Below are 11,446 nucleotides of genomic sequence, written 5' to 3'. Positions count from 1 at the left end.
CTTCCTACTGCTCGGACTCAAAGCGACCCGTGCCCTTCTGGTTGTGCTCGGAGGGGTTCCAGCGCTTCTCGGGCGCCGCCTCGCCGCGCAGCTCCTCGAGCAGGGCGGTGATCGCCGCCATCACGACCGCGGAGGCCTCGTTGAGTGTGGCGGAGTCGAGGCTGCGTCCGCGGAAGGCGGACAGGTCGACGGGGTCGCCGACGATCACGTCGACGCGCTTGCGGCGGAAGAGGGTGATCCGCTTGGAGTAGCGGCCCATCAGCTGCTGCGCGCCCCAGTGCGCGACCGGGACGACAGGCAGGCCGTACTGCAGCGCCATCCGCACCGCTCCCGTCTTGCCGCGCATCGGCCAGAGCTCGGGGTCGCGGGTGAGGGTGCCCTCGGGGTAGATGATGACCGAGCGGCCCTCGTCCACGAGAGCCTTGGCGGTCTTCAGCGGCTCGCTGCCGCGGACCGAGCCCGAGCGCTCGACGGGGATCTGCCCGGAGCCGCGCAGGATCGAGCCGAGCACGGGCACCGAGAACAGCGAGGCCTTGGCGAGGAAGCGCGGTGCGCGGCCGGCGCGCCACAGGGTCCAGCCCGTGATGATCGGGTCGATCTCGCTGTAGTGGTTCGGCGCGAACACGAAGGCTCCGGTGCTCGGGATCTTGTCGCCGTTCCGGATCCGCAGGTCGACCGAGGCGGTCATCACGGGGATCACCGCCGCCGCGAGGAACCAGAAGATGGACGGACGGCTTCGCTCAGACACCCGCCCATCCTCGCATCCCGCATCGGAGGGGCCGCGTCCCCACGCCCGGGAGCAGCGGGGCCCCGCGGTGGGAGGAGCGGCCCGGCCGCCGGGTACGGTACCGGCACGCCCCGTCCGCGTCGCCGCCCGTCGCCGTGGGACGCCGTCGGCCGAGCGCTCGGCCGCCTCGCCGACTCGCCGATCGCGCAGTCCGGCCTGGTGCTCCTGCTCGTGTGGGGAGTCGTGCTGCTCGCCACGCAGGCCGGACGCGACGCGGCCGCGCTCGGCGACGGCCTCCTGCTGACGCTCGCGGTCCTCGTCGGCGGCTCGGCGGCCGTCGCCCTCGTGATCGGCGGGGTCGACGCCCTCTGGCGCGTGGCGGTGGCACCGCTCGCCCACGTCGAGGCGGAGGCGACCGGCGGCGTCGCGGTCCTCGGACGCGGCCGGCTCGGAGCGGGCCTCCGTCGTGTCGAGCCGCGGTTCCCGCTGCCGACGCTGCGGCCCTACGCGGTGGTCGTGCCGCGCCGCCGGGGACTGACCGTCTCCTTCGGCGACTGGGGCGTCGTCGTGCCCTGGGCGCGGATCGCGCGGCTGGAGCGGCGGTGGGTGCTGGTGGGCCTGCGTCCGCGCGAGGCCCTCGAGGTCGTCCTGGCCGGCACGCGGCGCGGACGCCTCACGCTGGTCCTGGTCGAGTCGCCCGGACCGCTGAGCCTCCGGCCCGCGCCGGAGACGACGCTCGCGCTCCTCGAGAAGCGGATCCGGGGACGCCTGGAGGAGGACGCGGAACCGCCCGCGTGGGGCGCGCCCGGGCGCGACAGGACCCTGGGCCGCTGAGGACGGTCGTCCTCAGCGGCCCGGGGTCCCGGTGGGCGGCTACGCGTCGAGCGAGAAGTCGGCGCCCAGCAGCTCGAGCTTGGTGAGGAAGTTCTCGTAGCCGCGGCTGATGATGCCGACGTTCGAGACCGTCGAGGTGCCCTCGGCCGAGAGCGCCGCGATCAGGTGCGAGAAGCCGCCGCGCAGATCCGGCACGACGATGTCGGCGCCGTGCAGCTTCGAGGGTCCCGAGATCACGGCCGAGTGCATGAAGTTGCGCTGCCCGAAGCGGCAGGCCTGCCCGCCGAGGCACTCGCGGTGGATCTGGATGGTCGCGCCCATCTCGACGAGCGCGTCGACGAAGCCGAAGCGCTGCTCGTAAACGGTCTCGTGCACGATCGAGACGCCCTTGGCCTTCGTGAGCGCCACGACCAGCGGCTGCTGCCAGTCGGTCATGAAGCCGGGGTGCACGTCGGTCTCGATGATGACCGGCTTGAGCTCGCCGCCCGGGTGGTAGAAGCGGATGCCGTCCTCGGCGATCTCGAACGCGCCGCCGACCTTGCGGAAGACGTTGAGGAAGGTGGTCATCTCCTGCTGGCGGGCGCCGCCGACGAAGATGTCGCCGTCGGTCGCGAGGGCCGCGGCCGCCCAGGAGGCCGCCTCGTTGCGGTCGAAGAGCGCGCGGTGGGAGTAGCCGGTGAGCCGGTCCACGCCCTCGATGCGGATCACGCGGTCGGTGTCGACCGAGATGATGGCGCCCATCTTCTGCAGGATGTTGATCAGGTCCATGATCTCGGGCTCGATCGCCGCGCCCGAGAGCTCGGTGATGCCGGAGGCGCGCACCGCGGTCAGGAGGACCTGCTCGGTCGCTCCGACGCTCGGGTAGGGCAGCGACACCTTGGCGCCGTGCAGGCCCTCGGGTGCCGACATCCGGATGCCCGAGGGCAGCTTCTCGACGACGGCGCCGAAGTTGCGCAGCACCTCGAGGTGGTAGTCGATCGGGCGGTCGCCGATGCGGCAGCCGCCGAGGTCGGGGATGAACGCCTCGCCCAGGCGGTGCAGCAGCGGGCCGCAGAAGAGGATCGGGATGCGGCTGGAGCCGGCGTGCGCGTCGATGTCGGCGAAGTGCGCGGACTCGACGTTGGAGGGGTCGAGGATCAGCTCGCCCACCTCGGCGCCCTGCTTCACCTTGACGCCGTGGACTTCGAGCAGGCCCTTCACGACGCGGACGTCGCTGATGTCGGGCACGTCGCGGAGGGTGGAGGCGGTCTCGCCGAGCAGCGCCGCGACCATCGCCTTGGTGACCAGGTTCTTGGCCCCCTTGAGCTCGATCCGGCCCACCAGCGGTCGCCCGCCGTTGATGGTGATCCGCTCGGTCGTCATTCCCACCCGTGCTCCCGACGCCTTGGCGTCCTGCAGGGCCTTGGCGTCCTGAAGAAGTGTGTTCACGCTATTTCACCGGCAATGTCTTGGGCCGCCAGCTCTCGCGGCGGGTCTCGAATTCGGAAATGAGCGCTTCGTCGCGCAGGGTCAGGCCGATGTCGTCCAGGCCCTCGATCAGGCGCCATCGAGTGTAGTCGTCGATCTCGAAGTCGAAGGTCTCGCCACCGGCGGTGACCGTACGCGCAACCAGATCCACCGTCGGTTCTATTCCCGGGGTGCCCTCGATGATCTCCCACAGCCGCTCGACGTCGGGCTCCGAGACGACGGCCGCGAGCAGTCCCTGCTTGCCGGCGTTGCCCCGGAAGATGTCGCCGAAGCGGGGGGAGATGACGACCCGGAAGCCGAAGTCGCGCAGCGCCCAGACGGCGTGCTCGCGGCTGGAGCCGATGGCGAAGTCGGGGCCGGCGACGAGGATGCCGGCGCCGCGGTAGCGCTCCTGGTTGAGGACGAAGTCCGCGTCCTGCCGCCAGCCGTGGAAGAGCGCGTCCTCGAAGCCGGTCTTCGTGATGCGGCGGAGGTAGATGCCGGGGAGGATCTGGTCGGTGTCGACGTTGGCGCGCTTCAGGGGCGCGGCGATCGCGGTGACGGTCTCGAACTTCTGCACGGTCAGACTCCTGCTCTCTCGCGGACCGGCTCCAGATCGGAGGGACTGGAGAGGGTGCCGCGCACGGCCGTGGCCGCGGCGACGAGGGGCGAGACGAGGTGGGTCTTCGCCCCCTTGCCCTGACGACCCTCGAAGTTGCGGTTGGACGTGGAGGCCACGCGCTCCCCCAGGACGAGCTGGTCGGTGTTCATCCCGAGGCACATCGAGCAGCCGGCGAAGCGCCACTCCGCGCCGAACGCGGTGACGATCCGGTCGATCCCCTCGGCCTCGGCCTCGAGCCGCACCCGGGCGGAGCCGGGGACGACCATCACGCGGACGCCGGGGGCCTTGGTGCGCCCCTCGACGACGGCAGCGAAGGCCCGCAGGTCCTCGATCCGCGAGTTGGTGCAGGAGCCCATGAAGACCACGTCGACCGGGATCTCCTTCATCGGCGTGCCGGGCTCCAGCGCCATATACTCCAGCGCTCGCAGAGCGCTGGCGCGCTCGTTCGGATCGTCGAGGACGTCAGGGTCCGGTACCGCCTGCGAGAGCGAGACGCCCTGGCCGGGGTTCGTGCCCCAGGTGACGAACGGCTCGAGCGCGTCGGCGTCGATCACGACCTCGGCGTCGAACACGGCGCCCTCGTCGCTCGGCAGCGTCCGCCAGTAGGCGACCGCGGCGTCCCAGTCCTCGCCCGCCGGAGCGTGCGGGCGGCCGTGCAGGTAGGCGAAGGTCGTCTCGTCCGGCGCGACCATGCCGGCCCGCGCACCCGCCTCGATCGACATGTTGCAGATCGTCATCCGGCCCTCCATCGAGAGCGCGCGGATCGCGGAGCCGCGGTACTCGAGGATGTAGCCCTGGCCGCCGCCGGTGCCGATGCGGGCGATGACCGCGAGGATGATGTCCTTGGCCGTCACCCCCTCCTTCAGCGTGCCCTCGACCGTGATCGCCATCGTCTTGAAGGGTTGCAGCGGCAGCGTCTGCGTCGCCATCACGTGCTCGACCTCGCTCGTGCCGATGCCGAAGGCGATCGCGCCGAACGCGCCGTGCGTGGAGGTGTGCGAGTCGCCGCAGACCACCGTGACGCCGGGCATCGTCAGGCCCAACTGGGGGCCGACGACATGCACGATGCCCTGCTCGACGTCGCCCAGGGAGTGCAGGCGGACGCCGAACTCGCCGGCGTTGCGGCGCAGCGCGTCGATCTGGGTGCGGCTGATCGGATCCTCGATGGGGCGTCCGATCTCGAGGGTCGGCGTGTTGTGGTCCTCGGTGGCGATGGTGAGGTCCGGCCGGCGCAGCGGGCGCCCCGCGGCACGCAGGCCGTCGAACGGCTGCGGGCTGGTCACCTCGTGCAGCAGGTGCAGGTCGATGTAGAGCAGGTCGGGAGCGCCGTTCTCGCCCGCGACGACCACGTGGTCGTCCCAGACCTTCTCGGCGAGGGTGCGCGGCTTCTCGGCTCTCCTGCCGGTCCCTGCTCCACTCGACGCGGGCGCGGCTGTGCCGGGTGTGGTCTCGATCATGACGGTTCCTTCTCCTCCTGGAGTCGCTGCTCGGCCGGGCGAGGCACCGCGACGAGGGAGGCCGTCAGTTCGAGGTCTCGTCGCGGCACGGAAGGAGGTGCGGGCCACTCAGCATGGACCGAGAATAGCACCGCGCTCCCCCGCCTCCCGGGCGGGCGCGGCACGGAGTCGCCCGGCTCAGGCGCGGGCGTCGAGCACGGCGTCGACGACGACGACGGTGACGTTGTCCCGTCCGCCGGCCTCGACCGCCGCACGCACGAGCGCCTGAGCGAGGTCGGCAGGGTCGCCGGAGTCGCGGCGGGCGAACAGGGCGGCGATCCGCTGGTCGGAGAGCTCCTTCGTCAGCCCGTCGGAGCAGAGCAGGTAGCTGGCGCGCGGCACGACGGGCAGCGTCCAGACGTCCGTCTCGACCTCCTCGTCGGCGCCGAGGGCGCGGGTGACGATGTTGCGGTCGGGATGCGACTCCGCCGACTCGGGGGTGAGCAGGCCGGCCGAGACGAGCTCCTGCACGGCGGAGTGGTCCACCGTCAGCTGCTGGAGTTCGGCACCGTCCCAGCGGTAGACGCGGGAGTCCCCGACGTTGAACAGCGCCCAGCGGGCCGGGCCCGCGGGCTCGGGGAGCACGAGCATCAGCCCGGTCAGCGTCGTGCCGCAGAGCGCACCGCCCACGTCGAGCGCGCGCACGGCCGTGTTGGCGCCCTCCACCAGGTCGAACACCGCGTCCACCGGACCCAGGCTCGTCGGCCGGTTCTCGCGCAGCGCCTCGACGGCGGCTGCGCTCGCGAGGTCCCCTCGTGCGTGCCCGCCCATCCCGTCCGCGACTGCCAGGAGCAGCTCGTCGGCGAGGAGGGCGTCCTCGTTGACGCGGCGGACGGCGCCGACGTCGGTGCTGCTGCTGACGGCGAGCCGCAGCGCCCCCTGGGGCAGGTCGACCGTGGTCGTCGTCATCGCGGGATCACTTCTCCTCGGCGGAGGACCGGGCGTCGTCCGCGACGACCTCGGGGTGCCCGTCGTGCAGCTGGATGTGGCGGTGCTCGCGGCGCATCTTCGCCAGGCTCGCCAGCGTCGCCACGGTCATGCTCAGCACGATGACCACGAGCGAGGTGATCGTGTCGATGTCCCACACCGGCACCGGCTCGCCCCCGTTGAGGAAGGGCAGGTCGTTCTCGTGCAGGGCGTGCAGGACGAGCTTCACGCCGATGAAGGCGAGGATGAACGCGATCCCGTACTTGAGGTACTCGAGCTTGTCGATCAGCCCGCCGAGCAGGAAGTAGAGCTGGCGGAGCCCCATCAGCGCGAAGACGTTCGCGGTGAACACGATGAAGGGGCTCTCGGTGATGCCGAAGATCGCCGGGATCGAGTCGAGCGCGAAGAGCAGGTCGGTCGAGCCGATCGCGAGGAACACGATCAGCATCGGCGTGAAGTGGCGCGTGCCGTCGATCGTGGTGCGGATCCTGGAGCCGTCGAACGAGTCCGAGATCTTGACGCGGCGGCGCAGGAGCCGGATGAGCAGGTTGTCGGTGCCCTCGTCCTCGTCCTCCGCGCCGAACGCCTGGTTCCAGGCCGTGTAGACCAGGAACGCGCCGAAGAGGTAGAAGATCCAGCTGAAGCTCTCGATGAGCTGCGCGCCGAGCAGGATGAAGACGCCGCGGAAGACCAGCGCGATGATGATGCCCACCATCAGCACCTCCTGCTGGAGCTTCGCCGGCACCGCGAAGCGGCCCATGATGATGACGAAGACGAACAGGTTGTCGACCGAGAGGCTGTACTCGGTCAGCCAGCCTGCGACGAACTGGCCGGCCAGCTCGCCGCCGCCGAGGATCAGCATCAGCAGCGCGAACACGAGCGCCAGCGACACGTAGAAGCCGACCCACAGCCCCGACTCCTTCAGGCTCGGCACGTGCGGGCGCTTGTAGACCAGCAGCAGGTCGGCGGCGAGGATCAGGCTCAGGACGACGAACGAGCCGATCACGAACCAGACGGGCAGATCGAGCATGAGGGCCTTCCGAGTGGGTGGGGGCCGAAAGTCTCTCCCCGGGGAGCGGACGGCCGTGCCGGTCCGCGTCACCCGTCCCGCCCCCGGCGCCGCGCAGGGGCGGTGCGTACTGACGGGAGCGGAAAGGCGGGATACTCCCCTTCGCGGATGCGATCCTAGCGCCGATCCGGCGGGATGCGGCCCCGGGGAGGCGGAGCGGGAACGAGGCGATCGGCGCGATGCGTCGAGCGGGTGCCGCGTGGCGAGCACCCGGGTGTTAAACGAGAAGAACCCCCGGTCAGACCGGGGGTTCTTCTCGTGTTGCCGTGGTGACCCCAGCGGGATTTGAACCCGCGTTACCGCCGTGAGAGGGCGACGTCCTAGGCCGCTAAACGATGGGGCCGCGTTTTTGCAACTCGAAGAGTGTTGCACACGGATCCGCATCGACGCAAATCGAGCGCCCGGCCCATCCGGTCTCCGCTCGGCCCCGGCCTTGCCCGCCGCCCGCCGAGGCGGTTGGCTCGGGGCATGAGACTGACGAAACTCGAGCACGCCGCCGTCCTGATCGAGGAGGACGGCGCCCGGCTGGTGATCGATCCGGGGTCCTTCACCCGGCCCGTCGAGGGGACGACCGACACCGTCGCCGTGGTGCTCACCCACGAGCACGCCGACCACTGGACCCCGGAGCAGCTGCAGCGCCTGCGCGACGCGGCCCCGTCGCTGCGGATCCTCGGCCCGGCCGGGGTCGCCGCCGCCGCCGAGGGCTTCGACGTCGAGACGGTCGCCGACGGCGATGTCGTGACGGTGGGCACGTTCGAGCTGCGCTTCTTCGGCTCCCGTCACGCGGTGATCCACCGCAGCATCCCCGTGATCGACAACGTGGGCGTCCTGGTGAACGGCCGGGTCTACTACGCCGGCGACTCGTTCACAGTGCCGGAGGGCGTCGATGTCGAGATCCTCGCTGCTCCCTCGGGAGCACCGTGGATGAAGATCGCCGAGGCGATGGACTACGTGCTCGAGCTCGCCCCGCGGCACGCCTTCGCGACCCACGAGCAGGTGCTCTCGGAGGCGGGGCGCTCGCTCGGCCACGACCGGCTCGGCTGGGCGGTGCGCGAGGGCGGCGGCGAGTACCACGCCCTCGAGCCGGGCGACGTGCTGGAGCTCTGACGGCGGGACTCGCCCGCGATCACTCGTACCATCCGGGCGCCCGCTCCTCGTGCCGTGGCTCACCGGACCGGCGGAGCCGCCGTCGCCCGAGCGCGAGAAGCAGCAGGGAGAGGCCCAGAGCGAGGATGCTCGGCGGGACGGCGACGAGGAGCGCCGGGCCCGGAGCGACCGCCTGCAGGACACTGCTCGCGCTCGGCTGCCCGTCGGCCTCGCCGACCACGAGCGCTATCGACGGCGACACGACGATTAGGGCTGCCAGCCACGCTGGAACCAGGACGAGGGCCGGAGCGAGCGACGGTGTCGACGTCGATCGCCGAAGTGCCAGCGCCGCACACGGGAGGACGAAGACGAGCGCTCCAGGAAGGAGCCCGACCGCCGCGAGGAAGAGGAGGAGGGAGGCGAAGCCGGGTTCCACGAGCGCTCCGAGTCCCGCCAGCGCCGCCGTCACGCCGACCGGGAGGAGGGCGACGGCTGCGGCCCACCCGAGAACGCGCAGCGCGCGGGGCTCCGCGCCATCGGAGACGTCGATCACGAGGTCCTCGAGGGGGCCGGCGAGCGTCGGCCGCCGGTGAAGCGAGGGGTCGACGACCCCTCACGGCCTGCTGGAGTCCTGGCGGTGCAACGACGACGGCCGGGCCGGGGGCGCGCCCCGGCCCGGCCGTCGATCCGATCCCTCACCGGATCAGTAGTACTCGCCCTGGCGGTAGTCCCAGGAGTTGAACTGCTCGGCGAGGTTCAGCATGATGCGCTCGTAGTCGAGGCCGCGGCGGATCAGCACGGGGCCCGGGGTGATCGAGCGCTCGCCGCCCTGCACGGGGATGAGGGCGCCCGAGGCGTCCACCATCGAGACCATGACGCCCTGCTCGTGGCGGGAGTCCTCGTCCTTGTCCGGCTGGATCGAGGAGACGTAGGAGTCGGCAGAGACGATGACGTCGGCCTCGTTCTCGATCCGCTCGCCGATGTTCGCGACGCGGCCGCGGTTGCCCACGCCCGAGGGGTTGGCCGAGCTGGCGAAGGTGAGGGTGCGGTCGCGCTCCCACATGGTGGCGACCAGCTGCTCGGCCGGGCGGCCGAAGCGGATGACGAAGCAGCTGGTGCCCCGTCCGTCGCGGACCAGCTCGCGGGCGTCCTCGTCGATCAGGTCGACGGCCTCGGCCTTCCACGGGAGGATGCAGCCGAGCAGGACGTCCTGGTCCCAGTGCTTCTGGTAGAAGGCGAGGACCTCCTCGTTGAGCTCGGCGAGCTCGGTGAGCTGCTCGATGCTGGAGCAGAGCACGACGCCCGGCTTGTTGCGGTTGCGCTGCTTGGCCGAGAACTTGCGCTCGAGGCCCGCTCCGTCGGTCGTCATCAGGATGTAGCCGACCTTGGTCGCGCAGACGACCAGTCCACCGGGGGCGTAGAGCGCGTCCACCGCTTCCGCAGGAGCCTGCTCACGCCATTCGATCACCGTCGTGCTGGTCATTCTTTCCCTTTCGTGGTGTCCAGAGACGCCATGGGCGGGGCCCCGGCCGAGCGGAAGCCTAGCGGATCGCCTCCCGTCGTCCGCGGCGGTGATGCCGCGAACGGACGCGCACCGGGCTCCGGATCGACTCCGGTGCCCGGTGCGCGCCCGTCCGCGCCGCGCGCGCCGACGGGACGGCTCAGGCGAGGGCCGTGAGCGAGCCTCGCGCGAGCGTGTTGACGGTCAGATGGAAGCCGACCAGCGAGGCCGGAGTCGACTCGTCGACCGGCAGCGTCGGCACTCCGAGCGCGTGCACCGTGAAGAGGTAGCGGTGCGGGCGGTCACCGGGCGGCGGGGCCGCACCGGCGTAGGCGAGCGACCCGAGGTCGTTGAGCGCCGGGCGCCCCACTTCCGTCGAGCCGGCGGCCAGCTCGGTGACCTCCTTCGGGATGTCGACCAGGACCCAGTGGTGGATGCCGCCGAGGGTCGGCGCATCGGGGTCGAACACGGTCACGGCGTACGACTGCGTGCCCTCGGGGCCGGCGCTCCAGCGCAGGGACGGGCTGGTGTCGCCGCTCCCCTGGGCCTCGGCGAGCCGCTCGCCGTCGGTCACGTCGTCGCTGGACACCTCCAGGGGCGCCGTCGCGGGCAGGAAGTCGAGCGGGTGCGGGGGCGTGCTCCTGGTCAGATCGGTCATGTCGTTCTCCTTCTCTCTCAGTCGGTGACTCGGCCGCGGACGCCGTCGAGCCAGTAGTCGGAGTGGCGGTCCGCGGTCGCCGCGTCGCGGAACGAGTACGTCTTCAGCAGCCAGCGGAAGCGGGTCTTGTCGCGGTCCTGGACGTCGACGAGCTGACGGCTGTGCAGGCCGTCCTGGTTCGCGATGATCAGCAGGTCCGCGTCGCGGATCCGGTGGTACTGCTCGCTGACCTTCGAGAGCGCATCGCGGAACTGCCAGAGCGCCCACAGGTGCGGCAGGTCGTCCGGGTCGGCCGGCACCGTCCGGGTGTCGTAGTAGCGGAAGCTGTGCTCGTTCTCGAGCAGAGCGTGCTGGTCCGACACGATCTGGTTCTTGTTCTGGGCGCGCGAGAGCTCGTCGAACGGGGTGATGTAGACCGCCTCGCGCAGGAGCGCCTGGTTCTCGGGTGAGATGAAGCGCAGGATCTCGCGGCCGTCGACGTACTTCGTGTAGACGAGGTCGGTCTCGGGCGTGCGCAGTCCCAGGAGCGAGATGAAGTCGGCGCGCACCGGGTGCGCGGTCCGCTCGTTGTGCCAGTACAGCTCGCCGTCGGTCTTCTGCGTCTGGGTGTTCGAGAAGCGGTTGTCGGCGTAGACGTCCTGGAAGAAGTCGCCGTTGTTGCGGGTGGCGTACGCGAGCAGCGGCGAGCCGAGGTACTGCGACTGCAGCTCGAGCAGGCCCTCGCCGACGAACGTCAGCTTCTTGCGGTACTTGTCCTCGAGCGCGTCGTCCTGGTCGAGCCAGGGGATCTCGTCGTCGACCGGGTTGTTCGAGATCAGGTGCGCGTAGGTGATCTTCTCGTCGCGCTCGCGCCGGATGCGGGCGAGCGCGTCGACGAAGCCCTGCGGGACGTCGCCGCTGTCGATCAGCGCGGCGATCGCGTCGCGGAAGCGGTCGTAGTCCTTGTAGGGGTCGATGGCGACCGCCAGCAGCGACTGCTGGAGGGTCGATCTGTCGGAATCGGAGAACGTGTAGATGGGCTGCATTGCTTCACTCCTTGCACGTGGATGAGGGACGCCGCCGGCGGACTCGTCCCGGACT

Annotated in this window: 12 protein-coding genes and 1 tRNA gene; 2 read left to right on the top strand and 11 right to left on the bottom strand. The window is 70.9% G+C overall.

Going from position 1 to position 11,446, the window contains the following annotated elements; translation table 11 throughout:
- Positions 1 to 4 precede the first annotated feature (4 nt).
- Complete coding sequence (locus C5C82_RS00205) at positions 5 to 748, bottom strand: 1-acyl-sn-glycerol-3-phosphate acyltransferase (RefSeq protein ID WP_244229445.1); 744 nt, start codon at positions 746 to 748, stop codon at positions 5 to 7.
- Positions 749 to 946: 198 nt separating this feature from the next.
- Between C5C82_RS00205 and C5C82_RS00200 the strand changes: the two genes are divergently transcribed.
- Positions 947 to 1,561: a hypothetical protein gene (locus C5C82_RS00200; protein ID WP_104354433.1), complete on the top strand. Its 615-nt coding sequence runs from the start codon at positions 947 to 949 to the stop codon at positions 1,559 to 1,561.
- Positions 1,562 to 1,600: 39 nt separating this feature from the next.
- Here the strand turns inward: C5C82_RS00200 and murA are convergent, their stop codons facing one another.
- The 6 genes from murA to C5C82_RS00170 form a co-directional block, all read right to left on the bottom strand.
- Positions 1,601 to 2,923 carry a UDP-N-acetylglucosamine 1-carboxyvinyltransferase gene (murA, locus tag C5C82_RS00195; protein WP_181067970.1) on the bottom strand — a complete coding sequence of 441 codons (1,323 nt, stop codon included), beginning with the start codon at positions 2,921 to 2,923 and terminating at the stop codon, positions 1,601 to 1,603.
- Positions 2,924 to 2,990: 67 nt separating this feature from the next.
- Positions 2,991 to 3,587: a 3-isopropylmalate dehydratase small subunit gene (gene leuD / locus C5C82_RS00190; protein WP_104223089.1), complete on the bottom strand. Its 597-nt coding sequence runs from the start codon at positions 3,585 to 3,587 to the stop codon at positions 2,991 to 2,993.
- Between the two features lie 2 nt (positions 3,588 to 3,589).
- Positions 3,590 to 5,086: a 3-isopropylmalate dehydratase large subunit gene (gene leuC, locus C5C82_RS00185; protein ID WP_104223088.1), complete on the bottom strand. Its 1,497-nt coding sequence runs from the start codon at positions 5,084 to 5,086 to the stop codon at positions 3,590 to 3,592.
- A gap of 177 nt (positions 5,087 to 5,263) precedes the next feature.
- The gene (locus tag C5C82_RS00180) at positions 5,264 to 6,034 is read right to left on the bottom strand and encodes a PP2C family serine/threonine-protein phosphatase (RefSeq protein ID WP_104223087.1); all 771 of its coding nucleotides are present in this window, start codon (positions 6,032 to 6,034) and stop codon (positions 5,264 to 5,266) included.
- 7 nt (positions 6,035 to 6,041) lie between these two features.
- A complete protein-coding gene (locus C5C82_RS00175) occupies positions 6,042 to 7,082 on the bottom strand; it encodes a TerC family protein (RefSeq protein WP_104223086.1) in 1,041 nt (346 codons plus the stop codon).
- A gap of 306 nt (positions 7,083 to 7,388) precedes the next feature.
- Positions 7,389 to 7,464 (bottom strand) — tRNA-Glu (locus tag C5C82_RS00170).
- A 125-nt stretch (positions 7,465 to 7,589) separates the two neighbouring features.
- On the opposite strand from C5C82_RS00170, the gene C5C82_RS00165 reads away from it, so the two are divergent.
- On the top strand, positions 7,590 to 8,228 hold the full coding sequence (locus tag C5C82_RS00165; RefSeq protein ID WP_104295025.1) for an MBL fold metallo-hydrolase: 639 nt from the start codon (positions 7,590 to 7,592) through the stop codon (positions 8,226 to 8,228).
- Between the two features lie 19 nt (positions 8,229 to 8,247).
- On the opposite strand, the gene C5C82_RS00160 is transcribed toward C5C82_RS00165, so the two are convergent.
- The 4 genes from C5C82_RS00160 to C5C82_RS00145 form a co-directional block, all read right to left on the bottom strand.
- Positions 8,248 to 8,760 carry a hypothetical protein gene (locus C5C82_RS00160; RefSeq protein WP_104295024.1) on the bottom strand — a complete coding sequence of 171 codons (513 nt, stop codon included), beginning with the start codon at positions 8,758 to 8,760 and terminating at the stop codon, positions 8,248 to 8,250.
- Positions 8,761 to 8,910: 150 nt separating this feature from the next.
- Positions 8,911 to 9,690, bottom strand: coding sequence for an L-threonylcarbamoyladenylate synthase (locus C5C82_RS00155; protein WP_104223084.1), 780 nt, complete (start codon positions 9,688 to 9,690; stop codon positions 8,911 to 8,913).
- Between the two features lie 178 nt (positions 9,691 to 9,868).
- Entirely contained in the window at positions 9,869 to 10,366 is a 498-nt protein-coding gene (locus tag C5C82_RS00150) for a YbhB/YbcL family Raf kinase inhibitor-like protein (protein ID WP_104223083.1), read from the bottom strand.
- Between the two features lie 17 nt (positions 10,367 to 10,383).
- The gene (locus C5C82_RS00145) at positions 10,384 to 11,391 is read right to left on the bottom strand and encodes a TauD/TfdA family dioxygenase (protein ID WP_104223082.1); all 1,008 of its coding nucleotides are present in this window, start codon (positions 11,389 to 11,391) and stop codon (positions 10,384 to 10,386) included.
- Positions 11,392 to 11,446: the final 55 nt, after the last annotated feature.

Source organism: Rathayibacter sp. AY1D5, from assembly GCF_002932515.1.
GTDB lineage: Bacteria > Actinomycetota > Actinomycetes > Actinomycetales > Microbacteriaceae > Rathayibacter.
Note: the sequence above shows the minus strand (reverse complement) of the source record. Positions and strands in the feature narration are given on the sequence as shown.